The organism is Bacillus sp. CH30_1T, from assembly GCF_008364765.1.
In the GTDB taxonomy this organism is placed as follows: domain Bacteria; phylum Bacillota; class Bacilli; order Bacillales; family Bacillaceae_B; genus Rossellomorea.
In genome coordinates, this window is the sequence record NZ_VTUY01000001.1 from 347,770 (window position 1) to 374,258 (window position 26,489).

General features: G+C 45.4%; 26 protein-coding genes and 1 pseudogene. 8 read left to right on the forward strand and 19 right to left on the reverse strand.

Annotation, left to right across the window (positions count from 1 at the left end):
• From F0342_RS01595 to F0342_RS01605, 3 genes are all read right to left on the reverse strand, one after another.
• The gene (locus tag F0342_RS01595; protein WP_149154305.1) at nucleotides 1–1,524 is read right to left on the reverse strand and encodes a class I adenylate-forming enzyme family protein; all 1,524 of its coding nucleotides are present in this window, start codon (nucleotides 1,522–1,524) and stop codon (nucleotides 1–3) included.
• A 166-nt stretch (nucleotides 1,525–1,690) separates the two neighbouring features.
• On the reverse strand, nucleotides 1,691–3,748 hold the full coding sequence (locus F0342_RS01600; RefSeq protein WP_149154306.1) for a sigma 54-interacting transcriptional regulator: 2,058 nt from the start codon (nucleotides 3,746–3,748) through the stop codon (nucleotides 1,691–1,693).
• Nucleotides 3,749–3,958: 210 nt separating this feature from the next.
• Nucleotides 3,959–4,726 (reverse strand): 3-hydroxyacyl-CoA dehydrogenase, encoded by a 768-nt coding sequence (locus tag F0342_RS01605; protein ID WP_149154307.1) that lies wholly within the window; start codon nucleotides 4,724–4,726, stop codon nucleotides 3,959–3,961.
• Between the two features lie 433 nt (nucleotides 4,727–5,159).
• Here F0342_RS01605 and F0342_RS01610 point away from each other — a divergent pair, with 433 nt between their 5' ends.
• The 4 genes from F0342_RS01610 to F0342_RS01625 all read left to right on the forward strand — a co-directional run bounded on the left by F0342_RS01610 (nucleotide 5,160) and on the right by F0342_RS01625 (nucleotide 8,523).
• On the forward strand, nucleotides 5,160–5,729 hold the full coding sequence (locus F0342_RS01610) for a DeoR family transcriptional regulator (RefSeq protein WP_149154308.1): 570 nt from the start codon (nucleotides 5,160–5,162) through the stop codon (nucleotides 5,727–5,729).
• 17 nt (nucleotides 5,730–5,746) lie between these two features.
• Nucleotides 5,747–7,090, forward strand: a complete 1,344-nt coding sequence (locus F0342_RS01615) for a PepSY-associated TM helix domain-containing protein (protein WP_149154309.1) — start codon at nucleotides 5,747–5,749, stop codon at nucleotides 7,088–7,090.
• Between the two features lie 16 nt (nucleotides 7,091–7,106).
• Nucleotides 7,107–7,571 (forward strand): FixH family protein, encoded by a 465-nt coding sequence (locus F0342_RS01620; protein WP_149154310.1) that lies wholly within the window; start codon nucleotides 7,107–7,109, stop codon nucleotides 7,569–7,571.
• A 190-nt stretch (nucleotides 7,572–7,761) separates the two neighbouring features.
• Nucleotides 7,762–8,523 carry a DUF3891 family protein gene (locus F0342_RS01625; RefSeq protein ID WP_149154311.1) on the forward strand — a complete coding sequence of 254 codons (762 nt, stop codon included), beginning with the start codon at nucleotides 7,762–7,764 and terminating at the stop codon, nucleotides 8,521–8,523.
• Between the two features lie 152 nt (nucleotides 8,524–8,675).
• Here the strand turns inward: F0342_RS01625 and F0342_RS01630 are convergent, their stop codons facing one another.
• The 4 genes from F0342_RS01630 to F0342_RS24610 form a co-directional block, all read right to left on the reverse strand.
• Nucleotides 8,676–9,749, reverse strand: a complete 1,074-nt coding sequence (locus tag F0342_RS01630; protein ID WP_149154312.1) for an ABC transporter permease — start codon at nucleotides 9,747–9,749, stop codon at nucleotides 8,676–8,678.
• On the reverse strand, nucleotides 9,746–10,672 hold the full coding sequence (locus F0342_RS01635; RefSeq protein ID WP_149154313.1) for an ABC transporter ATP-binding protein: 927 nt from the start codon (nucleotides 10,670–10,672) through the stop codon (nucleotides 9,746–9,748). The genes F0342_RS01630 and F0342_RS01635 overlap by 4 nt, the downstream gene beginning before the upstream one ends.
• A gap of 59 nt (nucleotides 10,673–10,731) precedes the next feature.
• Nucleotides 10,732–11,160: a DUF6526 family protein gene (locus F0342_RS01640; RefSeq protein ID WP_149154314.1), complete on the reverse strand. Its 429-nt coding sequence runs from the start codon at nucleotides 11,158–11,160 to the stop codon at nucleotides 10,732–10,734.
• A 99-nt stretch (nucleotides 11,161–11,259) separates the two neighbouring features.
• Nucleotides 11,260–11,412 carry a hypothetical protein gene (locus tag F0342_RS24610; protein WP_188048358.1) on the reverse strand — a complete coding sequence of 51 codons (153 nt, stop codon included), beginning with the start codon at nucleotides 11,410–11,412 and terminating at the stop codon, nucleotides 11,260–11,262.
• Between the two features lie 50 nt (nucleotides 11,413–11,462).
• Between F0342_RS24610 and F0342_RS01645 the strand changes: the two genes are divergently transcribed.
• Nucleotides 11,463–11,924: a YusW family protein gene (locus F0342_RS01645; RefSeq protein ID WP_188048359.1), complete on the forward strand. Its 462-nt coding sequence runs from the start codon at nucleotides 11,463–11,465 to the stop codon at nucleotides 11,922–11,924.
• A 65-nt stretch (nucleotides 11,925–11,989) separates the two neighbouring features.
• On the opposite strand, the gene abc-f is transcribed toward F0342_RS01645, so the two are convergent.
• The gene (gene abc-f / locus F0342_RS01650; RefSeq protein WP_149154316.1) at nucleotides 11,990–13,621 is read right to left on the reverse strand and encodes a ribosomal protection-like ABC-F family protein; all 1,632 of its coding nucleotides are present in this window, start codon (nucleotides 13,619–13,621) and stop codon (nucleotides 11,990–11,992) included.
• Nucleotides 13,622–14,039: 418 nt separating this feature from the next.
• Between abc-f and F0342_RS01655 the strand changes: the two genes are divergently transcribed.
• Nucleotides 14,040–14,813: a TerC family protein gene (locus F0342_RS01655; protein ID WP_149154317.1), complete on the forward strand. Its 774-nt coding sequence runs from the start codon at nucleotides 14,040–14,042 to the stop codon at nucleotides 14,811–14,813.
• Between the two features lie 63 nt (nucleotides 14,814–14,876).
• On the opposite strand, the gene F0342_RS01660 is transcribed toward F0342_RS01655, so the two are convergent.
• The 4 genes from F0342_RS01660 to F0342_RS01675 all read right to left on the reverse strand — a co-directional run bounded on the left by F0342_RS01660 (nucleotide 14,877) and on the right by F0342_RS01675 (nucleotide 18,758).
• Nucleotides 14,877–15,998: an NADH-dependent flavin oxidoreductase gene (locus F0342_RS01660; RefSeq protein ID WP_149154318.1), complete on the reverse strand. Its 1,122-nt coding sequence runs from the start codon at nucleotides 15,996–15,998 to the stop codon at nucleotides 14,877–14,879.
• Nucleotides 15,999–16,127: 129 nt separating this feature from the next.
• Nucleotides 16,128–16,457, reverse strand: a complete 330-nt coding sequence (locus tag F0342_RS01665; protein WP_149154319.1) for a hypothetical protein — start codon at nucleotides 16,455–16,457, stop codon at nucleotides 16,128–16,130.
• Between the two features lie 21 nt (nucleotides 16,458–16,478).
• Entirely contained in the window at nucleotides 16,479–17,873 is a 1,395-nt protein-coding gene (gene rlmD / locus F0342_RS01670) for a 23S rRNA (uracil(1939)-C(5))-methyltransferase RlmD (protein ID WP_149154320.1), read from the reverse strand.
• A gap of 15 nt (nucleotides 17,874–17,888) precedes the next feature.
• Nucleotides 17,889–18,758, reverse strand: a complete 870-nt coding sequence (locus tag F0342_RS01675) for a DNA-3-methyladenine glycosylase family protein (RefSeq protein WP_149154321.1) — start codon at nucleotides 18,756–18,758, stop codon at nucleotides 17,889–17,891.
• A 169-nt stretch (nucleotides 18,759–18,927) separates the two neighbouring features.
• Between F0342_RS01675 and F0342_RS01680 the strand changes: the two genes are divergently transcribed.
• Nucleotides 18,928–19,374 (forward strand): DUF4362 domain-containing protein, encoded by a 447-nt coding sequence (locus F0342_RS01680; protein ID WP_149154322.1) that lies wholly within the window; start codon nucleotides 18,928–18,930, stop codon nucleotides 19,372–19,374.
• Nucleotides 19,375–19,434: 60 nt separating this feature from the next.
• Here the strand turns inward: F0342_RS01680 and pdaA are convergent, their stop codons facing one another.
• The 6 genes and pseudogenes from pdaA to F0342_RS01710 all read right to left on the reverse strand — a co-directional run bounded on the left by pdaA (nucleotide 19,435) and on the right by F0342_RS01710 (nucleotide 24,661).
• Nucleotides 19,435–20,211 (reverse strand): delta-lactam-biosynthetic de-N-acetylase, encoded by a 777-nt coding sequence (pdaA, locus tag F0342_RS01685; RefSeq protein ID WP_262481597.1) that lies wholly within the window; start codon nucleotides 20,209–20,211, stop codon nucleotides 19,435–19,437.
• A 107-nt stretch (nucleotides 20,212–20,318) separates the two neighbouring features.
• Nucleotides 20,319–21,107, reverse strand: a pseudogene (locus F0342_RS01690) (DUF2935 domain-containing protein).
• A 279-nt stretch (nucleotides 21,108–21,386) separates the two neighbouring features.
• The gene (locus F0342_RS01695) at nucleotides 21,387–21,953 is read right to left on the reverse strand and encodes a DUF4825 domain-containing protein (protein WP_188048360.1); all 567 of its coding nucleotides are present in this window, start codon (nucleotides 21,951–21,953) and stop codon (nucleotides 21,387–21,389) included.
• A 121-nt stretch (nucleotides 21,954–22,074) separates the two neighbouring features.
• Complete coding sequence (locus F0342_RS01700; RefSeq protein ID WP_149154325.1) at nucleotides 22,075–23,631, reverse strand: fumarate hydratase; 1,557 nt, start codon at nucleotides 23,629–23,631, stop codon at nucleotides 22,075–22,077.
• An 84-nt stretch (nucleotides 23,632–23,715) separates the two neighbouring features.
• Nucleotides 23,716–24,162, reverse strand: a complete 447-nt coding sequence (locus F0342_RS01705; RefSeq protein WP_149154326.1) for a GNAT family N-acetyltransferase — start codon at nucleotides 24,160–24,162, stop codon at nucleotides 23,716–23,718.
• Nucleotides 24,163–24,478: 316 nt separating this feature from the next.
• A complete protein-coding gene (locus F0342_RS01710) occupies nucleotides 24,479–24,661 on the reverse strand; it encodes an SE1561 family protein (protein ID WP_034761313.1) in 183 nt (60 codons plus the stop codon).
• Between the two features lie 115 nt (nucleotides 24,662–24,776).
• Between F0342_RS01710 and yfkAB the strand changes: the two genes are divergently transcribed.
• Nucleotides 24,777–25,904, forward strand: a complete 1,128-nt coding sequence (gene yfkAB / locus F0342_RS01715; RefSeq protein WP_149154327.1) for a radical SAM/CxCxxxxC motif protein YfkAB — start codon at nucleotides 24,777–24,779, stop codon at nucleotides 25,902–25,904.
• Nucleotides 25,905–26,279: 375 nt separating this feature from the next.
• Here the strand turns inward: yfkAB and F0342_RS01720 are convergent, their stop codons facing one another.
• Nucleotides 26,280–26,462: a hypothetical protein gene (locus tag F0342_RS01720; protein ID WP_149154328.1), complete on the reverse strand. Its 183-nt coding sequence runs from the start codon at nucleotides 26,460–26,462 to the stop codon at nucleotides 26,280–26,282.
• Between the last annotated feature and the right edge of the window lie 27 nt (nucleotides 26,463–26,489).

Sequence of the window (26,489 nt, forward strand, 5' to 3'; positions counted from 1 at the left end):
TTATTGTTTGACTCCGTTTAGAGACTGGCGGAGCTGGTATTTTAATATTTTCCCAGACGCATTTCTTGGCAGGGCTTCTTCTACAAAGAATCTTCTTGGAATCTTGTATCCTGCAAGCTTCTGACGACAGAAACTTTTCAATTCCTGTTCCTCAATGCTTGCCCCCTGTTTCGGCACGATGACGGCACAGACGGCTTCTCCCCACGTTTCATCAGGGAGCCCGATGATTGCAGCCTCCAGCACGGAAGGATGCTCATAAAGGACTTCCTCAACTTCGATGGAATACACATTTTCGCCTCCCGAAATGATCATGTCCTTTTTCCGGTCTACGAGGGTGATATATCCTTCTTCATCAATGGTGGCAAGATCCCCCGTATACAGCCAGCCATCCTTCAAGGTTTTCGCCGTTTCCTCAGGCTTCCTATAGTATTCCTTCATGATCGACTCACCTTTGATGATGAACTCTCCGACCACACCAGGTGTAATGTCCTTCCCTTCCTCATTGACCACTCTCGCTTCGGTCAAGAATGCTGCTTTTCCACCCTTTCCAAGATGAGTTTTGTGCCCCTCTGGATCTAACAGGATTCCTCCTGGTCCCGCTTCCGTCAACCCGCAAAGATTATAAAATTGGTCTGTCTTAAACAATTCGATGCTCTTCCGGACAACTTCAGGTGCCATAGGTGCCGCACCATATCCGCATCGTTTAATCGATGATAGGTCATAATCGGCAGCATTTGGGACCTGGAGCATAAAGGTATACATGGCAGGCACTCCAAAGAAGTGGGTAATCTTATGCTCCTGAATCGCTTCAAGGGTCTTCACAGGATGAAAATCCCGGTGAATGACATGAGTTGCACCCAAAACAACCCCTGAGAGAAGGAACAAATTCAGCTGGGCTGAATGGAACATGGGCGCAATATGAAGGAAGTTCTCTTTCTCATTGATGCCCATGCTGATCATCATCGTAAGCCCCACATTGAAAACCCGTTTATGATCGAATAAGGCACCTTTAGGTCTTCCCGTCGTACCGGAAGTATATAAAATTTCCAAATCATCATCGTCACTGACTTGAACGGTTGGATCTTCTGTATTCGAAACGAGCATCCGGTCGAATGAATGATGCCCCACTGTTTTCGGAGCTCCCGTCGTAATCACATGCAGGACATTCGTTTCTTCCCTGGCTGAAGTGACCGTCACCTCGAATTCTTCGTCACAAATGACGACAACCGATTCGGACTGCTCGAGAATATAATGAACCTCTGATGACGTCAGGCGGAAATTGACAGGCGCTATCACCGCCCCGATCTTGGCACCTGCAAAGAAAGAAAGCACAAACTGATCAGAATTCTTCATCATCAGTGCCATCTTGTCACCTTTACGGATTCCAAGACCAAGAAGACCATGGGCCAGTTTATTCACTTCTTCGTTCAACTGTTTATACGTATAGGTTCTTCCTTCACATACGACCGCCAGCTTCTCCGGCTTTTTTCTCGCATTTTGTTCTAAATAAGAACCGATATCCATTCTCCATTTCCCCCTATTGATCTTGTATTTGAAAACGCATTCAATCTTATCCATGCAATAATTGTGCCAACTTTCAGAAAATAACAATCATAAGGGATTCCTTGATGGAACAGCAATCAAGGTGTCCAGAAATTGGACACCTTGATTTGGACAGTTCTACGAAGGCTTAACCGTTCAATACGGACAGCTGGTACTTCTTCAGTTTTTCATACAATCCTGAACGGCTGATTCCGAGTAGCCTGGCAGCCTGGGCTTTGTTTCCATTTGACTGACTCAGGGCTTTTTTTATAGCACCAATTTCCGCATCCTCTGCAAGGCTGATGTTCGGTATCGCTCGTTCTGAAACCTTCGAGACAAGATAATCCGGAAGGTCCTCCACCTGAACTTTTCCATGCTCAGCAAACGTCATGGCACGTTCAAGTACATTTCGAAGCTCCCTGACATTTCCCGGCCAGTCATATTGAAGAAGCGCTTCTTTCGCTTTCGCGGAAATGCCGGTGATGCTCGTACCAAGCATGGAATTGAGATCAATCATTAGTTTATGGGTGAGATGTTCCACATCATGAACACGCTCACGTAATGGTGGAATATTCAAGGAAATGACATTCAGTCTGTAATAGAGATCCTCGCGAAATTCACCCTCCTTCACCATTTTCTCCAAATTCCGATTGGTTGCCGCAATGATTCGCACATCTACCTTGATGCGTTCATTTCCCCCAACCCGGTAAAATTCCCGCTCCTGCAGAACACGTAACAACTTGGCTTGAAGCGCAATCGACATATCTCCAATTTCATCGAGAAACAGCGTCCCCCCATTGGCAAGATCAAATTTCCCGACTTTCCCTCGCTGCTTCGCTCCAGTAAAAGCACCTTCCTCATACCCGAAAAACTCAGATTCAAGCAAATCCTCAGGGATCGCCGCACAGTTGACGATCACAAATTTCCCATCGCTTCTGGCGCTGCTGTTATGGATGGCATGGGCGAACAATTCCTTTCCAGTCCCGCTTTCCCCTCTAAGCAGCACAGTCGACCTCCCCTTCGCTGCTTTGGCGGCACTTTTCTTTAGTTTTTCCATATAAGGATATTCACTGAGAATATGATCCCAGGTGAACCGCGCAGCTTCGGATTTTTGCAGCTGCTTGTGATAAAAGCTTGCCTTGTTTTCAGCCTTTTGCAGCCTCTTAAACAGCTCGCTCACCTCAGTTAATTGACGGAACATCACCTTCCCGATGGCCCCGATGACCCTGCCATCCTTCTTGATCGGAATTCTGTGCACAATATATTTAATGCCTTTTCTTTCATTAAAATCACTAATTTCAGCTGTTTCCGTCTTAAAGACATTCCGAAGCTTCAACTGGGGCAGCACACTGTCCACATCCCGATGCAACACCTCTGTCTTTTCGAGGTTAAAAAGTTCAAGCATTGGTGGACTCACCATTGTGATCTTATTCCGTTCATCCGTCATCAAGATGCCATCGTACGCATGCTCTAGTGTCGTTTCGATGGTGAGCTTCAACTTTTTAACCGTTTGCAGCTCCTCAGCCATCTTTTCAATTTCAGAAATATCCTGTAAAAGAACGATTTTTCCTTGCTTATGGTTCACGGTTTCATAAGTTGATATATGCAGGATGCATTGATACGTTTCATCATGGTAATGTCCATGGTTTTCAATTTTGAGGCTCGGAAATACATCATCTAGATGGTGAGAATGAATGGAGTCGATGGAGCGTCCAGTGATTTTCGAAAACGATTCATTGGCATAGATGATCTGTAACTGTTCATCGGTCATCAATACTCCCACACCTGAATGCATTAAGATCGTTTCCAGCTGGTCCTTTAAGGTATTGGCTGACTTTAATAACGTCATCACCATCTCTGTTTTGGTCAGCAACCCCATCACTTTGCCTTCCTCATCAAGGACGATTCCCGTTCCCGCTTTACTGGTTTTCACCAGCTCCTCAATTTGGTGATAGGGCGTATCTATCCGAATCGTTCTTGTTTCCTTTTTTATGTAGGATTTAATCGGTGTCTCAAGCGGCATCTGGTCCAGGATCATTTGGTATAATCCGCTGCGCGTGAACACACCCTGGAGATTCATGTTACCGTCTGTAACTGGCAGGAGGTTCCACTTCTTTTCCTTTATGATCTCAATGGCTTCTTTCAATGTGGTATCCTCCGTCATCACACTATCGACCGGCGTGACCATATCCCGGAACTGAATCATTTCAATCCCCCCTTAATTATAATCTGAAAATTCAATCTGTTACTTTTATTATAAAGCTTTGTGTAATAAAGGTCACTTCCTCAATTTCCTATTGGATATAATGGCAAAATAATCGGGTATATTTATAATATGAAGCTTGTGTCATAAAACAAAAAAGATCGGAGGCTTTAAAACCTCTGATCTCGTGATTTACCTACTTTAGTATCCCCATTATTTCGGCTGCATGCGGATTGCCCCGTCGAGACGGATGGTCTCCCCGTTCAGCATCGTGTTTGTCAGGATACTTTCCACCAGGTGGGCGTATTCTACAGGATGTCCCAGACGCTTAGGGAAAGGAACCATTTTTCCAAGTGATTCAACTGCCTCCTCCGGTAATGATTCAAACATTGGCGTGTGAAACAAACCTGGCGCGATTGTCATCACCCGGATACCGTACGAAGCAAGTTCCCTTGCGATCGGGAGGGTCATTCCGACAACCCCACCTTTCGAGGCGCTGTAGGCTGCCTGTCCAATCTGTCCTTCAAATGCCGCTACCGACGCCGTATTGATGATGACACCCCTCTCTCCTAATTCGCTCGGTTCATTCTTCACCATGTGTTCCGAAGCCAATCGGATCACATTGAATGTGCCGATTAAGTTAATCGAAATCACCTTCGAAAACGTATCGAGAGAATGTATGCCTTTTCGTGATATCAGCTTGGACGCAATTCCGATGCCTGCACAGTTGACAACCGTATTAATCGTTCCGAAAGATTCCACGGCTTTGTCAATAGTGAGGGAAACTTCCTCTTCACTCGTTACATCCGTTCTGACAAACATGCTTCTTTCACCAAGTTCTTCCACAAGCGATTGGCCTCTTTCATCGGATAAATCCAATATGGCTGCTCTCCCCCCCTCCTTGATGATCTGCCTCACTGTCGCTTCCCCTAAACCTGATGCTCCACCCGTCACGATGGCGATTGATTCGCTGATCTTCATTGAATGGCCTCCTTTTTATCTAATCAACTTTTACACTGCAAGATTTGTGCCAAGCTTGATTTGCCCCTATTTATAACGGGAAGAGGTTCCAAACTGTCCAGAATAAGGACACTTTGAACATTGAAAATTCGAGATCAATACATGACAACCTTGCACTATTGGTGGAAAAACTTGTATTGAAGTAAAATCAGGACTCTTCAACATTAATTAGGTATCCTATGATCCAAATCCCATTAGAATACGTTTTCTTAAAGCCTCTGTATCAAGAATTAAAACCGAGAAACCCATTTGTGTGAAAAATATGAAGTACAATTGTCTATTGTGTTACAAATCAACATTTTTTCACATTTACCAACAATTATTCTCTTGAATTACCTATGATCCTTCCATACTATTTAACTATTAAGCGATTTCATTCGAAAGGACGTTCATTATGCTGCCCATCGACAGACAACAACAAATTTTAACCTGGCTGGAAGAGGAAGGGACACTTCGTGTAACGGAAATCAGCTCCCGCCTTGAGGTTTCGGAAATGACGGTATATCGGGACTTGAAGCCTCTCCTTGAAGAGAACAGGGTTCACAAAACCTCCAATGGTATTTCAATCATTAAGGATCAAGGCATTCCGACGAATACCTGCATCTATTGCCTGAAGCCGGCTACTTCCAGATGGTCGGTTCAATTGGTGAAGAAGGATCACACAATCGAGCAGGCCTGCTGCCCTCACTGTGGATTACTCCGTTACGGGGACATCCAGGGAGAGGTCGTGCAGATCATGTGTCGTGATTTCTTAACGGATATGACGATAAGTGGGAAGACCGCCACTTTCCTGATCGATGCCGACTTAAACCTGAACTGCTGCCAGCCCCAGGTGATCGCATTCGAATCGAACAAGCAGGCCCGTCAATTCCAAACAGGATTTGGAGGGCATCTTCACAGCTTTCAAGAGGCCATCGCCGTCATTTCAGAAGAAATGTCGGGCCCAGACTGCTGTCATGACTAAGAAAAGAGGAATCTACTATGCGTAAAAAGTCGAACATGTCTCCTTATCAAACGATTTGGAGATGGCATTTCTATGCCGGGATCATCATTTCCCCGTTCTTGCTCATCCTAGCTGTGACGGGGTCCATTTATCTATTCAAGCCCCAGATCGAACACAATCTTTACAAAGAATATTACGAAGTGAAAGCACAAGGGGAGAAACTTCCTGCTTCTGAACAAATCGAAGAAGTGAAGAAACTCCACCCCGATGCACAAATCACCAAGTATCGTCCGGGAGAAAATCCCGAACGCTCCAGTGAAATCGGTATCAGCACCGACGATGGTTCAGCCACTGTCTTCCTGGATCCCTACACCGGGAAATCACTTGGCGAGTTAAAGCCTGAAGACCGGATCATGGATAAAATAGTGGAATTCCATGGGGAACTGATGGCGGGAACTATCGGAGACCGTATCGTTGAGCTTGTCGCCTCCTGGGCCATCGTTCTGATTGTCACAGGAATATTCTTATGGTTTCCACGGAAAAAGGACAAGCTGTCGGGAGTGTTCTTCCCCCGTTTCGGTAAAGGAAAGAGCATCCTGCGCCGGGATCTTCACGCTGTACCGGCTTTCTGGATTACAGCGGGAATGCTGTTCCTGATTATGACAGGCTTGCCTTGGTCAGGCTTCTGGGGAACAAACTTCCAGAATCTCATGACCAATTCAGGGGCCGGGTATCCTCCATCGATCTGGACAGGGGATGCACCACAGTCCGTCCTGAAAACAAAAGAAATCGCCGACGTCCCTTGGGCAGCGGAAAACCTGGACGTTCCTGTATCCGCACTCGAAGGCTACACTCCCGTATCAATCAATGATGTAGTGAACATTGCCGAAAGAGAAGGAATCGATCCCAGCTACACTGTATACATTCCAGGGGATGAGAAAGGCGTCTATACCCTATCTGCCTTTCCTGCCAAAGCTCAGAATGAGGTCACCATGCACCTTGATCAATATTCAGGAGCTGTCCTGGCTGATTATCGCTTCGACCATTACGGTATCGGCGGGAAAATCGTCGCGATGGGCATTACCCTGCATACAGGCACACAATTCGGTTTCATCAACCAATTGATCAGTCTCTTCATTTGCCTAGGGATTATCCTGGTGGTGGTAAGCGGATTCTATCTATGGTTAAAGCGGAAACCGAAAAAAGCAATGGGCGCACCGAAAGGGCCAAGCATCTTGAAAATGAAGCTCTTCTTGCTTCTCATGATTGTCTTGGGCATCCTCTTCCCACTGGTTGGAGTTTCCTTGATCTTCATCTTGCTTCTTGACTGGCTGGTTATCAAACGGATCCCTGCATTATATAAATTCCTCGGTGCGGAATAAGAAAGGACGATACTTCATGAAAAATCGTACGAAATATCTTAGTCTCATCCTCATCTGCTTGATGCTCGGAGCCTGTTCCCCGAAAGAGGATGCAGCCGAGCTTTACCGTCAGGAATCCCCGCTTCAGGCGGATATCACCTTGCCTGAAGACTTTTCCGGAAGTGAGCCGATCAAGATTGCCCTTACACAAAACAGTCAATCGGTCGATGATGCTAATTTTGTCCATGTCGAAATATGGAAAGGTGACGGCTCCTTCCATGATCAGATGGAAGAAGCCGAAAATGCCGGGGACGGGAACTATACATTCAACAAAAAGCTGACGGACGATGGACTCTATTACATCAAGGTCCATGCCGCAAGCAACGGATCCACCATCATGCCGACCCTGCCTTTTGCTGTTGGTGAGCTGTCCAAGGCTGATGTCGAAGCCCTGAATGATCAAACTCCAAATGATAGTGGAAACCATGATTCTCACCACTGATTGAATGAGTGAAAAGAACCGAAAGCAGATACTTGCTTTCGGTCTTTTTTTGAATAAATGGCTTATTTCACCTATGATCATACTAAGTAATGGAATCATTCCCCTTATATTATTCCCGGCAAGATTCAGAGACTTCAACTTTTGCTATAATGGATTCATAGACAAGCCCACAGAAAGGAGCCCATTCTTCATGATTATTCGCGAAACCAAGGATTCATTTATCATGATCAGGCAGCACGACCACGCCTTTTTATCAGGTGAAACCATTAAACACCTTAAACCTTCTCTACTAAAATCAGATTCATTCTTTAACGATGCCTTATATGCAGCCTATCAGCATGACCGGAGCTGGATCGGTTTGGACGAGACCCCGATTTGGAATGACAGGGAGAAGATCCCCTTCACCTTTTCTGACTACCCCCTCCTGCCAAAGCTCGCATTCTATAAAATCGGGGTGGACGAGATCGAGAGGGTGAACACCTATGCGAGTCTCCTGTGCAGCCTGCACTTCTGCTCCTTCTTTTCCCAATCTGAAAAGAAAGACTGCCTTGTTTTTTTAACAGGAGAAGCCAGAAGACAAATGAAACTTAAGGAATCGTTTCCTGACCTTGATGAAGAATTACTACAGCAGCATTTCCACATACTCCAATTCTCAGATAACCTGTCCTTATACTTATGTCTAAATGAGCCGGGTGTCGGCAAAGAAGACGAGCATCCGTGGTTTAGGAGCGGCTTCAAAAATACAGAGATATTTCACCCTGATCATCAGCCACTCACAGCCCGATGGATGAATGAAAATGAAGTGACCCTTGATCCTTATCCTTTCGACAAGGACTTCCATGTATCGTTGCAGTACAAAATGGTCTCTAAGAGCTTGATTGAAGAGGTGGGGATTGCTGAGGCTTATACGGAGAGTGATATGGAAGAAAAGAAGATTTTCTTTCATCAATAAATAAATACATGTGGACGGTTCTCTTGCTTCGGAAGCATCAGAACCGCACTTTGAAGGATGAAAAAGAAGTGGAAACGAGTCAAACTGCGAAGGAATTGGTGAAGAGGGCGTGAAAAAGTCCAATCGGGTTGATCCGATTGGACTTTTTTATTTTACTCCCACTTAAACACATAACTAGCCAGCACAAACCCGCCAACCAGCCAAGCACCCAATATCAGTGTCTCCGTGCCCAATTCCAAAAACGGGGTCCCAAGATTCATCGTCTCCCGCAACGCCGAACTCAGATGAGCGATCGGCTGGATGAGATCAGGCATATTGTTGATCGGGAAGAATACTCCACCAAGGAACAGCATGGGAAATGTCACGAAACCTGCAATCGGTCCGGCACTTTCCGGGTTCTTCGCCATGCCGGCGATGATAAAGCCGAGTGCCATAAACGCAAGGGTCCCAAGGATGATGAAAAAGATCATCGCAAGCCACGAACCTGCCACGTTGATGTCAAAGATGAGATCGGCGATCAGGACGACGAGCAGTGCCTGGGTTCCGTTCAGCATCAGGCGCGCCGTGATCTGGGCCGCGATGAACGTGGATGCTTTCAATCTCGTCCCCTGCATTCTCCGGAGGATTCCCCGTTCACGCCAGGCGGAAATTTGACCAGCGACCCCGTTCATGTTGTTGCTCATGATCATCATGGCGACGATCCCAGGTACCAGGAAATCAACATATCGAAGGTTCAGCGCCTCGATTCCTACTTTCTCAACCGTCACTAACGGCTTATAGTCAACCATGTCCTTGCTGTATTGATCGATGATGCCGTTCACCACCGTCAATCCAAGCTCTGACGTGGTCAGGTTTTTCTCGTTATAGTATACAGGAAGGGAGGAAGCCTCGTTCCCGTCCTTCAGGTTCTCTTCATATCCTTTAGGAATTTCGATCAGAAGCTGGATATCCCCATTTTCAACGGCTTCTTTTCCCGTTTTGACGCTCTCATATTTTGTGGTCTCGATTCCCTCATTTTTATAAAATAAGTCCTTTAAGTCCTTCGATGCATCGGTGTCATCCCTGTCTGTCACCCCTACAGTTAACGAGAGTGAATTCCCCCCGCCTGCAAATGATCCCAACGCCACCATCAGGATGACCGGAAAGAGCAACGTGAAGAAGAGGACCTGCTTGTTTCGTCCAAAGATCCGTAATTGTGACAAGGTTAACTGCCAATAAGCTCTCATGATTCCCGCAACTTCCTTCCTGTCATATGAATGAAGACATCCTCTAATGTCGCCTGGCGCGTCTCGAGATCCTGGATTTTCAAATTATGTTCCGTCGATATGGAAATCAGGGAGGTCAGTGCCCGCTGAAGCTCATCGGTATAGAGCTGGACGAAGGTATCCTTGATGGCCGCTTCTTCGACTCCATCCATTTTCATGAACCACTCCTGTTCAGGTGGATTGTTGAGATGAAATTCAATCGTACTCGTTGACTGCAGAGTTTTGACCAGGTTCGTCGGTGTGTCAAGGGCGATCAGTTCTCCTTGATCCATGATGCCGATTCGGTCACAGAGCACATGGGCTTCATCCATATAGTGCGTGGACAGAATCACCGTCTTCCCCCGCTCCTTCAACCGCAGCACAATGTCCCACAGCGTCCGTCTCGCCTGGGGATCAAGTCCCGTCGTCGGTTCATCCAGAAACACAATCTCCGGATCATGGATCAGCGCAAGGGCAATCGCGAGCCGCTGCTTCTGCCCGCCCGACAGACCCTTGATCCGGTCCTTCCTCTTCTCGGTCAGGAGCATATCCTCGATCAATTGATTGATGTCCACATGACTCGGGTAAAAGCTCGCATACAAATGAAGGATCTCCTCCACCTTCAACAACTCAAACAAAGAAGTAGACTGAAGCTGAACCCCGATCACCTCTTTCACCTTATTCACGTCTTTCCGCACATCGTATCCCGCAAGTGCGGCCGTCCCTTCATCCGGCTTCCGAAGTCCCACGAGCATCTCGATCGTCGTCGTCTTCCCGGCCCCGTTCGGACCAAGCAACCCGAAGATCTCACCCTTTTCCACCTGGAACTTCACTCCCTTCACTGCCGTAAAGGAGCCATATCTTTTCACTAAATCTTTTACATCCACCATGACTTCATTAGGCATAATGAGCCTCCTTTAACAAAAATGTAACCGCCCAAGAGTGAGCGGTCCTTCTGTGTTGTTTATACGCGATGATGATCTGCACGCCAATTTTGTATGGCTTTTTTAATGTCGTTAGGTGATAAGTTCTCTGTCACTGCTCTTTCCACTAACACTGGAAATTCTTCATCTGGCGCAAAGCGGAGCGCGATCATCTGCTTCAGGGATAACCTGGCATCGGGAGATTTCCCCGTCAAACGATAATAGCGAAAGCTTTCCTCCGTGCGGATGATGCGATCCTGAAGCTGAAGAGCATAGGTTCTAAGCTTTACCCCTATCAGGATGATCGTCAACACAACAAACAGTACAACAAAGCTTAGTAAAGTCTCTGTCCCGACATTCTTGACGAAAAACGTAATCGTCAGGATGAGTGTAATGAGGGATAAAAGTGCAATCCCGACATGATAGGCCGGATCGATCTTACTGTGGTTTTCATAGTTTTGATGTTTCATATGTACCTCCTGAGGTTTGTAGATTCATTATAACCTAGTTGCGCAACAAAAAAGAGCACACCTAAGAATAATATTCTGGTTTGCAAACTACAATTCCTTTTAAATCCAAATCTTATCGACACCAAGACAAATCCCTAATGGCAATCCATTTGTGCACACATTAAGGGTAGTTCCTTTTAAAAGGCGGCTTCTTCCAAAGGCATTGCTTAGTGCAATGCCTTTTTCCTGTTGAATAGCTGGCCATGATTTCATTTTTCCACAATTGGGTAAACTATCCTTATCATCATAAAGGAGGTCATTGTATGAATAGTAAAACAACATGTATCTACGCTGTTCTGTTCTCGTTGGTTCTTTTAGCCGGCTGTAATGACAAGGAAGAGGTAAAGAACCCTCCTGAAAATGCACCGGTTGAGGACACTGCCAATAATAATGAGGGGGCGAAAGATGATGCTTTTTCTTTTGCAAACTTTGATTTAGAGGTTGATTACAAGGAAAATAGAACAATCGACGTGGATTACGAGAACGAAAAAAACTCGACGGAAGCGAAATATCAGGATGATCTCAATGATCAAAATCTGACTTCTGATGAAGCGATGGATAAGCTTACCCCGATCTTCAAAGATTTTTCGTTTGATCAGGATACCGATGAACAAGAGGTCATCAAACAAGTGAAAGAAGCATTTTCAGTTGAGGATGGCTATGAGAAGTTCGAGCTGGAGATTACATTCCCTGATGGGACGGAAAAAGAATACAGAGAAATGTAAGCATCTGCTTTCTTTCAAACAAAGGGACAATTCAATCGTTTTTATTCGATTGAATTGTCCCGTTTTTACTTCATCTTATTTATTTGTTCCGTCAGCTCTTTAAATTTTCGATCCAGTTCTTCATATTCCTTATCCCCTGGCATCATAAAACTAAGCCTTCCCAACACTTCCTGTCTCTCCGTCTCAAGCTTCAACCGCAATTCCTCCTGGTCATCCCGTTCTGAAGCAGGCTGATTCAGCTGTTTTTGAATCCTGCCGTCCGCGATCACGAGTTTCGTACTCGTCGTTTTCTCTAGAAAATAACGGTCATGTGACACGACGATCAAAGTTCCATTGTATTGCGAAAGGGTGTCCTCCAGTTGTTCACGAGAGGCCAAATCGAGATGATTCGTCGGCTCGTCGAGGATCAGCACATCCCGTTCCTCCAAGATATACTTCATCAGCTTGCACTTTACGCGCTCGCCCATACTCATATTCCTGATTGGTTCCCGCCAGTGGGTCGTCTGGAATCCCAAGTTCTTCATGAGCGTCTGGACTTTCCCTCTTTCCTCGAAGGTTTCCTTGTGGAAAAGCTGTTCAGGCGTTTCGTCAAGAGGAAGGTCGAACACTTCCTGCGTCAGATAGCCGATTTGTGCAGATGGTGAAATCCATATATCCCCGTCAGCCGCCTCCTGCCCCAAAATCATCTTTAATAGTGTCGTCTTCCCGCTTCCATTCGGTCCGATGATTGACACCTTTTCCCCATGTTGGATTGTAAAATTGGCCTTTCTGAATAGTATTCGTCCCTCAAATGCTTTCGTCAGATCTTTTACTTCCAAGAACCGCTTTCCTGTCTTATGCGTCGCCTTAAGCGAAAATCGCACAGAATGCTCTTCCTCAACCGCATCCACCTTTGCTTTCTCAAGCTCTTTCTCAAGACGCTTCTGCTTCGATTTCACCTGGCTGTCCGTACGTTTTGCTTTTACCCGGTAGTATTCTTTAAATCCTTCCTGTTTCGTGGACTGAGCGTGGGCTTTTTGTGACCAGGATGAGAGCTCTTTCATCTGGTTTTCGATCCGTTCCACCATTTTCTGCTGCTTTTCATACTCACGCTGTTGAGTCAGCCTTCTCTGTTTTCGTGCCTCCATGTAGCTCGAATAATGGCCCCGATGCTCAATCAGCTTCCCATGTTCGATCGCCCAGATCTTTGTCACCGTTTCATCTAAAAAATACCGGTCATGGGACACGAGAATGATCGTCCCTTTATACTCCTTGATCTGGTTCGTCAGGAGTTTCATGCTATGCTGATCCAGGTGGTTAGTCGGTTCATCCAACAGAAGGAGGTCGGCATTCTTCGCAAACCCTTTCGCAAGCCGGGCCTTCAGCTTTTCCCCGCCGCTCAGCTGCTCAAACTCATGATTTGGCACATGCCATTTTTCCAGCAACCTGGCTTCAGAAGGTGCCGTGTCGTCAAAGGAATAGGTCTCCGCTTCCTGTTCGACCATACCGGTGTTCAAGTCGTGATGTAACCACTGGATTGTACCTTCGGAAGGCACTAAATCCCCGTGTATCAACTGAAGCAGGGTAGACTTACCGGCGCCATTCTGCCCGATGATCCCGATGACATCCCCTTCCTGTACACTCGCATTGACCCCTTTAAAGATAGGCTGATCCGTTATTTCATAGCTTATATTCACTAACTTCATTAATTCTCTCATACCATTTTCCCCTCTCATCAAAGGGAGAACAAAAAAAATCCTCCCCATTCATTTGGAAGGATTAGCCGTACCTGTCGCGCTCAAAGAAAGCCATTTGGAAATCAATAGCTCAGACGATGTATAAAAATGGGCAGACTAATCCTATTTTGGTTAATTTGAAATATGGAATTTCAAATGTCGCGAAAATAAGATCAGTACTTCATCGTCCACCCATCACTCCTGTCATATTCAGTAAATTCACTATACCATGAAATTATTTGGAAGTGCAAAAGGAAATTTAGTCTATCTAAAAAAATCCAATTTCCGTAAAGAATCAGATTCCCAATCAGTGGTATGATAAAGACTGAGGACTAGTATTACATTAACAGATTCAGCTTTGTGTGTGGGGCTGGAAGTTTATTAGAAAGGAGCACTTTATTTGGAATCAATCTGGTTAGAATATGGATGGACATTACTGATCCTTATCGGCCTTGAAGGCTTGTTATCAGCGGATAATGCCCTTGTTCTCGCCGTCATCGCGAAACACCTTCCGGACGATGAGAAAAAAAGGGCCATCAAATATGGGATTTTTCTCGCCTTTGCCTTCCGTTTTGGTGCCCTGTTTGCGATTTCTTTTATCGCAAACGTCTGGCAAATCCAGGCGATCGGTGCAGCCTACCTTCTTTACCTGGGCTTAAAGCATGTCATCAAAGCACGTTTTGGAAAAGAAAACGAAAATATTCGTGAAGACACAGAAGAGGAAGCTGCCGGAAAAGGCTTTTGGCCGACAGTCGGGAAGATTGCATTGGCTGACCTCGCCTTTGCGATTGATTCGATCCTCGCTGCCGTGGCCCTTGCCCTTGGACTCCCTGATTCTCCCCTTGATGATTTTGGCGGGATGGACGGCGGACAATTTATCATTGTTGTTCTCGGAGGAATTGCCGGGCTGATCTTGATCAAATATGCAGCAACCTGGTTTGTGCAGCTGCTTGAGAAGCGCCCTGCTTTAGAGACAACTGCATATGCGATTGTCGCCTGGGTCGGGGTGAAGCTTGCGGTTATTACACTTGCTCATGAAGACATTCACATCCTGGATCACGATTTCCCTCACAGTACCCTTTGGACCATCACGTTTTACGGAGTGCTTGTGGCTATTGCCTTATTTGGGTGGTTCGCACCGGGAAACAAAGAATCTCAGCATAGTGAAGGTTAATTATGAGAAATGGAAAACGCCCTGTGAATATTCACAGGGCATTTCTTTTTCAAGACTGACTCCTTACACTCCCGGGAACCAGCCAGGCGTATTCACGATCGCATTCCATAACGGATCGGGAACCACCAACTCTTCCTGTTTCCCTTTATCAATCTCAGTTACGATATTATCTTCTCTTCCTTCTTTAATCTTCTTCACCCAATCAGGGTCGATGATCAATTCGCGGCCGAGAGCCAATAGCGGAACGCCGGACCCGAATGCTTTATGAGCATCCTTCGCAGAATAGATCGCGCCTACTCCAATTAGTGGTGTGCGGTCACCGATTGTTTCTAATAGATAGTCTATTCTGGTTTTCTCTAAGTTCTCTACACCTCTTCTTGGTTTAGAGAAGAAATCGAACAGGGATACATGGAGATAATCAAGTTCTTTATCTGCCAATGCATCCACAAGGGTAAGGGTATCACCCATCGTGAATCCATTATCTTCAGGCTCTTCAGGTGAAAAACGGTATCCCACTAGGAATGATGGATCTGCATGCTCAGCAACCACACTCTTCACCTTATCCACGATGGCAAGCGGGAACGTCATACGTTTTTCCAGGTTGCCGCCATAACGGTCTTCACGACGATTTGTCATCGGGGAAAAGAATTGATGGATCAGATAACCATTCGCTCCGTGAATCTCTACGCCATCATAGCCCGCTTCAATCGCGCGGCGGGTCGTCTCACCAAAAGCATCAATGATATTCTCAATCTCTGCTTCTGATAATGCTCTCGCTTTCTTCTCTCCGTTCTCACCCGTTACGTCACTGGCGCACACAACATCCCCGTCAGGAACCAGATCAGGCGGGCATTGTACACCTCCGTGGAAAATCTGAAGGACGGCTTTAGCGCCCTGATCCTTTATTCCTTTTGCCAATCGTTCAAGGCTCGGGATCATTTCATCGGAGTCCCCGCCGAACTCACCAGGGAACCCTTTTCCATCAGGCGTAACATATGTGCAGGCAGTAATCACCATGCTGACATCTTTTGAACGTCTTGCATAGTAGTTGACCTCAGCATCCGTTACGTTACCCTGCTCATCCGATGAGAAGTTCGTCATCGGTGCCATGATGATGCGGTTCTTTAATTCGACTCCGTTTTTGAATGTATAGGGGGATAATAACTCTTTATATTTGTTGTTCATGACTTTGCCTCCTTGTGGTTGTTCAAGGGACATCTTAATAGATGTATAGGTTTTTGACCAGACTTCTGCTCGAAGGATGTGCCGGTATTATGAAAAATGGGCATCCCTCAACGACTGAGGAATGCCCTATTACTTGCTTTGTAGTGTGGTTTGAATCAAATACTCAAAAAATTTCTTTACGGCTTCATGGGAGAAATCGATGTCACCTGCATTATCTATATCAACAATAATAGGAGTAAAGTCATCGCCATCACGAACAATGCAGTACCCATCTCTTTCTTCGAAGATTCTCTCAATCCCATAGCCGAATTCAATATCTGTGATCACAAAACCATCATTTAATCTACGTCCAATTGTATCTGAGTAGTAGTGTCTATCATGAATATCATCATACCTTAGATACCTTACCTTCACCTTTCCCACTAAACTCTTCCTTTCTCCTAAAATTGTCTCTGTCAAGAAAGAGGATTCCTACAATTTTTATTTGAGAACCAGCTTCGCCACAACCTCCACATGCGCGGTCTGCGGGAACATATCCACCGGCTGCAAGTATTCCACACGGTACTGTTTCTTCAAATAATCGATATCCTTCGCCAGAGTCGATGGGTTGCAGGAGACATACACGAATGTCTTCGGTTTTACTTCTTTTAACGTATCAAGAAGCTTATTGTCGCAACCGGTTCTTGGCGGATCGACCACGACGACATCAGGACGCCAGCCTTCGTTCTTCCACTTAGGCATGAGCGTTTCGGCACCTCCGACGAAGTATTCAGCGTGATCGACTCCGAATTTCTTTGCATTCTTCTTCGCGTCATCGATTCCTTCCTTGATGACATCCATTCCGCGGATTTCTTTGGCTCCGTCAGCAAGCCATAATCCGATGGTTCCGACGCCACAGTAGGCATCGACGACTTTTTCCTCACCTGTAAGAGCGGCTGCTTTTTTCGCTTCGTTGTAGAGCTTGCTCGTCTGGATCGGGTTGAGCTGGAAGAACGCGCGGGCCGATAGTTCGTAGGTGAACTCTTCCAGGCGTTCTTCGATGCTTTCCTTCCCAGAAAGATGGATCGTTTCATCCCCAAATACGAGTGCCGTTTTTTTCGGATTGATGTTTTGGGCGATGGAGACGACTTCCGGAAGTCGTTTCTGGATCTCGTTGATCAGCAATTCCTTGCGGGGGATTTTTTTCTCCGACGTCACGAGTACGACCTGAACTTCCCCTGTTTCAAACCCGACACGTGTGACGATCGTTTTCAGGATAGGCTTTTTCTTTTTATCATCAAAGACAGGGATGTTGAAATTATTAATGATGCGTTTGATTTCCGTTGTTACTTTATTCGTAAGCGGGTGCTGAACGATACACTCATCGATGTCGATCAGCTTGTTTGAGTTCATGCTGTATAGGCCTGCAATGGCCTTGCCATTTTGGGTCCCCACTTGGAACTGGCTTTTGTTCCGGTAGTGCCATGGATTGTCCATTCCAATCGTCGGACGGATGTCCAGGTCTTCTAATCTAAGCTTCGTGTGACGCTCGAGGGATTGAAGCAGGATGTCCCCTTTTGCATCTAGTTGCCCTTCATATGAGAGATGCTGAAGCTGACAGCCTCCGCACTGCTCGTAAACCGGGCAGGGAGCTTTGGTGCGCTGTGGTGACTTCTTCCGGATCTTTTTTATGCGGGCTTCGGTGAATTTCGGGTGGACCTTGGTTACTTCGACTACCACTTCTTCTCCTGTCAGTGCTCCTGGTACGAAGACGATCTTTCGTTTAAAGAAGCCGACTCCTTCACCGTTGATGCCGATTTTTTTTATCGTTAGAGGAAACTGTTGTTTCAGCTCGATTTTCACTTCATTGCTGTGTTTTGCGTATTGCTTCTTCATTGGTTCACGTCCGTTCTATTCGATACTTCTCCATAAATACAAGGATGCATAGCTTAAATAAGGATGCCATGATGCGCTGAATTGGTCCAGCTCGTCCATGGTCGGTTTTTGATCCATTTGGAATAATTTCTTGATGGCATTTTGGATGCCGATATCCGCTTTCGGGAAGAGATTCGGCCGACCCAATCCGAATAACAGGAAGCTTTGGGCTGTCCATGGGCCGATGCCGCGGATTTTGGTAAGTTCCTTGATGACTTCTTCGTCCGGCTGCTCGGCTAGTTTGTCCAGGTCCAGTTCTCCGCTTGCTACCTTCTGTCCGATGCCAATTGCATATTCCGCTTTCCGCTGGCTGAATTGCAGCTCCCGCAGTTCTTCCACGGTGAGACAGGCGACTTTTTCCGGTGATGGATAGAACCAGACTCCGTCCTTTTGGCAGCCGTATTTCGTGACGAAACGATGGGTCAGGGTGAAGGCAAATTTCAGGTTCAGCTGCTGGTGAATGATGCTTTTGATAATCGTCGCAAACGGGTCGAACTCCAGAATGATGGGCGTGCCGATATGCTCTTCGAAAATCGGCTTTAGATCGGTTTGCAGGAAGTGCTCGTGCATGTCCCGTAGACCGGTGTGCCACTGGAAAATGTTCGAGATACGGTTCTGCTTCTCTTCAAGGTTCTCTTCATTTTCAAAGGTGATACTGAACTCAGGCTCTTCTGTTGTGCCTGTTGCCTGAACCTTGATGACCTCGCCTTTCCCCTCAGGGAGATAGTATGGAACCTTCACACTTCGGTCTATCTGATCCACTGCATTCAACGGATCCAGCGCCAGCCTCTCCAGTACCCGGTCAAAATCATACGGACCTTCAACCTTAACATTCCTTTTTACCATCGTCCTCATCCTTCCGCACAAAACTTGTATGTGTATTATAGCATACCGTGGGTGTAACACTTCAACGTTGTCGTTCGTCTAATGCAGTAGCTAAGGGACGGACCTCTAAAAGTATTGGAGCTAAAGTTCAGGGACGGACCTCAAAGGAATTTCTAAAAGGGATGATTTGGTGAGGAAATCGATAATGGCTGGTTTGTTCCTTTTATTCTTTGTTGGTAGCTGTGAAGAGCCTGAGGATCAGATGGAGACTGAAGTGGGAAAACAGGTGGGAGCTTATGAGCATGTAGAAACAGATGTAGTGAATATTCATGGGAATATAGAGAATATGGAGCGGTTTGAAGAGTTTTATAAGAATGTTGGGGATGATGGGGAGGATCGCATTCGGATTGTTAATTATACAGAAGAAGGTGATCCTATCTTACATGACCTCGAGTATGACGGGAATGTACTTCATTCCGTTCGGGACTCGCGTCGGGATACGTTTGGTAGGGGTGAGATTGTAGAGATGTCCTGCGAGAATATAAAGTATATACAAAATGGGAAAATAGCGGACAATATATACAAGTTGGCCGATTGTGACCGGAAGGATGCAGATGAGAGTGTGCTTTGGTACTAAAGAGTTCAGGGACGGACCTCATTTCCTAGGACCAGGTCCTAGGAATGATGGTCCGTCCCTCTATTTTTTCATCATTGGATGTTCATCCAGACTTTTGAAGGTGTAGCCTCTTTTCTTGAGGTCTTTGATGGCTTTTTCCATGGCGTCTGCGTTGTCTTTGGAGACGGAGTGCAGAAGGATGATCGCGCCTGGATGGGCTTGGGCCATGATATTGTCGTACGAGTATTGCCAGCCTCTTTGCTGATCGGTTTTCCAATCGATGAAGGCGACTGACCAAAAGACGTGGGTGTAACCTTCTTCTTTCGCGATTTGAAGCGTACGCTCTGAGAATACACCTCTTGGTGGTCGCAAGTAGTTCATTTCTTTCTGACCTGTCAATTCCTTCGTTTTCACTTTTACTTTTTCCAGCTCTTCCCGGATTTTCTGATCGGAGCTAGCCGTGAAGTCCGGGTGATGCCAGGAATGGTTCCCGACGATATGCCCTTCCTTCACCATTCGCTTGACCAGGTCTTCAGCGCTTAGTAGGTAGTGACCGGTCACAAAGAAGGTGGCGGGTACTTTCTCCTGTTTCAATACATCAAGGATCTGTCCCGTGTAGCCATTTTCATATCCATTATCAAAGGTCAGATACAGGACTTTTTTATCCGGTGAACCCTTGTAAAAAGCATCATATTTATCAAGCAGCTGATCATGCTGCGCCCCTGCTTCTGATGGAACTTCATTCTGACTCTTCTTAAATCCCCAGCCTATCGGGTTATTCGAGACTGCATAGGCTTGGGCGGGAATTGCCAATACTAAGATTGACGCTATGATGAACACTTTTAGTGAATTCCGCAAAATTGAACCCTTCTTTCACATTCCGTTTCCCTTAGTTTTTGAGAACGTGAAGGATTCATGTGTACTAAAAGTATCCAATAGTTAGAGCGGTTATCATACCCCAACCTTTATTTCTTTTGCATACTCGCTTCAAATAGATCGATGATTTCCAGGAATCGTTCTGCTTCTCTAAATGTGTGATCAGCCAAAAGTGGATGGATATTACTTTTGATCCTGCATTTTTCAATTAATTCTCTTGCGGTTTTCTTGAAATCACGTAATGACTTAACTGAAACCTTATTTTGATTCAGAAATTGATTCAACATCGGCTTTGATTCTGATTGTGGACGCATGGAGTCTAAATCAATAGCTTGAAAAACCAGTTGATCGAAATCCTGGCTGAATTCTCTCGCCTGCTCCACTAATTTCCGTTCGGAAGGATCCAATAGATGTCCGATAAACTACGCGTGATCGGCCATGATTTTCAGAAAGAATACATTTTCCTGGATTATGGTATCCTGTTCTGGTACAAGTTTCCCCTCATTCAATTCCTGCAGACGTTTGGCAAAGAATGCAGCCTCCCTGCTAATATGATCCACTAACAATGGATAATTATTAGAACGGATTTCACATCGCAATGTCAAACCTAATATTTTCCGCTTATAGTTCCAAATCGCAGCTGCCGCTTGATAAACTTCGCTGTTAAATGCCTGAATTTGCCGCACATCCGTGTTGATAGAGTATTTATTCAGCTTCTCCTCGATTCTTTCGAAAACTGCAATGAACTGTTGTGCTTCTTCAATTAATTGCTTCTGATCATACGTGAATCCCAAGCTCAGAAACAACGCATGCTCCTTCATAATTCTCGACCAGAATTGAATCTCATCTAAAGATCGAGCCACGATCGGATTTGTCATATGTTCTTCCCCCTCATACTTATGTAGATGTATTTAAGATAATACTTTAAATAAGTTGAATTCACGTAGTTCATAAGGAAAAAGATTCCCTCTATTGGTACAAAAGGAATCTTCGAGAGGGACTGACAGTAGAATGAAGTTTAGATGATTATATAACTCGCATGCATTACGATAAAGATTCTACAAAAGATCGGGATTGTATCAAGGCATATGTCTCAGGTCACCCTGATATTTCATCTTCCGTCGAAGAGAGACACGTTTAGAGATAAGGTCCGTCCCTCACTCAAAAAACGTCTGATACTTCGTTGCCATTTCTGTTAGTTTTCCGTTATGTTCATCGATGAATTCAGATACATTCTTTTTGTCCCAGATGGCTTGGCCGGTTGGGAACTCTTCAAATTCATCTTGGAGGTTCTTGACCATTTTGTCCCTCGAAACGGATACCATGGATTCGTCTACCTGGAAATGATATTCCTGGGCATTCGGAACGAGTAGGGTCAGGTAGATGGCGTTGTAATAAAAGTTCTTCCGGTCAACATGATTACCATCAAACCAAAACTCATCCACATCACTTTGAGAAAGTCCCCCTTCTTTATTGCCGTAGGTCACCTTCACCATTTCCCCTGAAAGGTCGATTTCTTGAATGGTTTCTCCACCAGGCAATTCCTGAAGGATAGCACTGACCTTGGAGTTATCCCCCACATAGGTTCCGCTGTTTTCTTTTAACGTATCAACGTTCACATCTTCAATTGAAGTGATGTTCGACTTTTCACTATTACTTGCACACCCTGTTAAAAACACCATTAAGGAAAGAAACAATATGCTCACTAATTTATTGAAAATCATCGTAGCCCTCCAGATCCTGTTTGTATGTAATACGAAAAACATGTCTTTATGGTTTCATATTTTAACATAAATACCCAATAGAAAAACCACCCCGCATCTTTAACGAGGTGGTTCCTTTTCCTTATTTAAAAACAGGCTCTTTAAACTGAGCTAATTTTTCCAATGACGATTTATCCACTTCTTCATGCAGGCTGTTTCCATGGGAATCCATCGTTACAACCGCTGTGAAGCCTTCAACATTCAGGTGCCACATCGCTTCAGGAATGCCAAACTGCATCAGATCCACTCCATCTACGCCTTGGATGCAATCTGCATAGTACTGAGCCGCTCCACCGATGGCATTCAGGTACACTCCGCCATGATCCTTCAAGGCAGCCAGTGTTTTCGGACCCATTCCGCCTTTCCCGATGACCGCACGAATTCCAAAACGCTTCATGATGTCCCCTTGATAAGGCTCTTCACGAATCGATGTTGTTGGGCCAGCCGCTTTCACGTGCCAGTTGCCCTCATCATCCTTCAGCATAACCGGACCACAGTGATAGATGATTTGGCCATCAAGATCCACCGGTGTATCATTCTCACTCAAATGCTTGTGAATCGCGTCACGTCCAGTGTACATACGGCCGTTGATTTGAACCACATCTCCCACTTTCAACTCACGGATTTTTTCTTCCGTGATCGGAGCTTGGAGTACCACAACGTTTGGTTGTTCCCCGGATGAAGCCGCTGCCGTTTCAAGCTCAGCCTCTGATTTTTGAGTTAGATCGATCTTCTCACCTTCCTGATAGAACCATTCGTCGATACCGCCTGATTCTACATCAAGCTTCACCCCTAAACGACGGAACGCCCAGCAGTTATAGGCAACTGATACGAAGAAGCTTGCAGGGATACGATTCATCACGCCGACTTTACAACCAAGTAGAGTTGTTTCACCGCCGAATCCCATCGTGCCGATTCCAAGCTCATTCGCATTTTCCATCACATACTCCTCTAACTTACGGAGATCTTCATTCGCATTCACGTCATCAACGGAGCGGAATAATTGTTCTTTGGCCAGATCATAGCCTGAAGAACGGTCTCCCCCGATACCGACGCCGATGAATCCGGCACTGCAGCCTTGTCCCTGTGCCTGATAGACCGAATGCATCACGCATTTACGGATGCCATCAAGGTCCCGTCCGGCCCGGCCAAGTCCTTCAAGCTCACATGGAAGGCTGTACTGGATGTTTTTATTTTCACAACCGCCGCCTTTTAAGATCAGGCGCGCATCGATGTAATCCTTTTCCCACTGCTCGAACTTGATGACAGGTGTCCCTAAGCCAAGATTGTCTCCTGAGTTTGCCCCAGTCAATGAATCAACAGAGTTTGGACGAAGCTTCCCGTCCTTCGTCGCCTGTACCATCGCAGCATAGATCGCTTCTTTGATTTCAAGCTGATTCACGCCGACCGGTGTTTTTATTTTAAAAGTCGGAAGTCCTGTATCCTGACAAATCGGTGATACATTGTCATCCGCCATCTTTACGTTATTTGAAATCGTATCCAAGCTCATCGCTGAACGTGTACCGGCGTTCTCACGGGCTTTCGCCGAGCGGATCGCACGCCTGACATCCTTTGGCAGGTTCGTGGATGTTTCCACAATCAAATCGTACATACTTTGCTGTAATGTCTCTTTATTCATCGTTCTCCCCCTCTAAAGATCTCAAAAACAGTCTTAATTTTCATACATCATTATACTCCTATAAGAATAAGATTGAAAGGGATTTCACAATGGAATTTCCTTCTCGAAATAACATGAAACTTCATCTTCTTCCTTATAAATGTATCCGTTGTTTTGGTAAAATCGGATGGCGTCCGCCCAGTGTTTGTTGGTTTCGAGGATGAGATAGCGAGCACCAAGGGAAAGTGCTTTTTCTTCCAAATACATGAGCATGATGCGGCCGAGACCGCGTTTCCGATATGGAGATAAGACAGGCATTCTCACAATCTGATACGTATCCCGGGTTTCTTTTCGGATAGCACCGGTGCAAATGATCTCATTGTTTTCTTTTCCTATAAAAAAATGATGCTGAGTACCATCATACTCTCCTTTAATGTCATGAATATCGGGATTCAGGGTATGATCAATGAACCCGAATCGTTCGAGGAAACCGGACAGGATCACATTTTTTGCCTTCTCGCACTGGTTTTTTTCTATGGGTGTGATGATCATGGGGATGGATCGCTCCTTTAATAGATGTTTTTATGTAAGTTTGACGTTTTGGTGGGGAAATCCTGCTTAGTATTCTTGTCTACTATCCTGAATAGGATGAAGGGGGGGGTTTACCGATAGCTGTCGGCGGGTTTATGGGGCGGTTATTTAACGACCATTATTTGAATTTATCGACCGTTATTTCATTTTATCAACCGAAATCATCCATACATCGACCTTTCTACAATATCCAACAAATGTCGTACACAATCACCTAACAACCCACCACCAATCAAAGGTCCGTCCCTCAAAAAAATAAGAGTCCCATCCAGGACTCCTACTCACTTTTCTTAAATTGCTCGCATTTTACTTCTATATCATCAATCATTGCGATCAGGCGATCGATATCGTCAATGTCAGCTTGTTCGGGATCGATTGAGTCCAGAACGTCGACGAACAAGTTCAGGCGTTGTTTTAAATAGCTCACTTGTGAGTCTTTATCGTTGATTGCTTTACCCAAGAGTTCTCTCTCCTTTCAATACGTTTACTATGGTAACCAATAACTTTCGGATTGACAAGGGCTGAGCGTTTCTCAATAATGAATAGGTGACTTATTAATAAAGGAGCTTTTACGAATGAAAACTGATACTCTCTCCAAGAAAATGTCGATTGACCATGATCCTTGGGAGGCTTACTTAGATGTGGATGAGCATGGTGACATCACGCTTTCCAATATAGAATTCACCACTACTACGCTCTGTAACATGAGATGCGAGCACTGTGCCGTCGGTTATACGTTATCCCCGAAGGATCCAAGCGCCCTTCCCATTGAATTGATTCTACAGAAGCTCGACGATATTAAAACACTTCGTTCTCTTAGTATTACCGGTGGAGAGCCGATGATGTCAAAGAAGTCCGTTGAAAATTATGTCTTGCCATTACTCAAGTATGCACATTCCAGAGGCGTCCATACCCAAATCAACTCAAATCTGACCCTGGATCTTGACCGATACTTATTAATTGCCCCTTACCTGAATGTCCTGCACATCTCTCACAATTGGGGAACGATCGATGAGTTCATCGATGTCGGCTTTGCCAATATGGAACGAAAACCAACGAGGGAGCAGCGCCAGAAACTCTTTGACCGCATGATCGAAAACAGCCGTGCTCTGTCTGAACGTGGAGTCCTTGTCTCAGCTGAAACCATGTTAAATAAAAACACCCTGCCTTACCTGGAAAAAATCCATCGCCAGGTTGTCGATGAAATGAAGTGCGGTCGTCACGAAATTCACCCAATGTACCCTTCTGATTTTGCGTCAAGCTTAGAAACCCTTTCATTGGAAGAAACCAGGGAAGCAATCAGAAATATCCTTTCCTTCCGTGATGAAAGTGTATGGATGCTATTTGGAACACTTCCATTTTATCCATGCAGCTCTTCACAGGAAGACTTGGATTTTCTGAAGGAACTTTATGCTGCTAAAAATGTCAGCGTCCGCAATGACCCTGACGGCCGTTCTCGTCTGAATGTAAATATTTTCACTGGAGATGTCATCGTCACTGACTTCGGCGACACTCCGCCACTTGGAAATATAGCAAAGGATACCCTGCCTGCCATTTTTGAAAAGTGGAAACAACAACCTCTTGCGAAAGAGTTGAATTGCCACTGTCCAATGGCTCGCTGCCTTGGTCCGAATGTGCTCGTAAAGTCTATGTATTATGGAGATGTTGATTTCTCGAAGCGTGAAGCGCAGATTTCCCGTTAAAATGGAATGCGAAGGCTCAAATCTGTTATGGGTTTGGGCTTATTTCATGGAACTTGGATCTGATTTTCTATTATTGACTAACTTTCAGGCGTTGTTGTGCCAGTTTACAGGTTTGTTGTGCCACTTTGGCTGTTTGTTGTGCCACTTCCACCCAAACTTGTGCCACTTACCAGGTTTGTTGCGCCAATCACCAATCGTACACCAAATACACATTCCAAACACGCCACTTAAACACCCATTATTCCTCCAACATAAGGTCCGTCCCTCCAAACCCATTTAAATACACTAATATCACGCCATTTCCCTTCCCAAAACCAAGGTCCGTCCCTCACGCAAAAAAAAAGAAACACAACGGACATTCATCCGGTGTGCTTCTTATCCGATTGGGCCGCGGTCGTTTTTTTTGATGGGTTGAGCTATTTTTTCAAGGGCTGGATCCATTGCATTGTATTTTTGTTTTTTTATCTCAGCATAGATCTTTGCTCTTCTTGCTCCAAACCATACTCTTAATGTGATGAACGCCACTAATAGGCCTCCAAAAATAAGTAGATACTCCACAATATCCCTCCTTCAATTCTGAATATT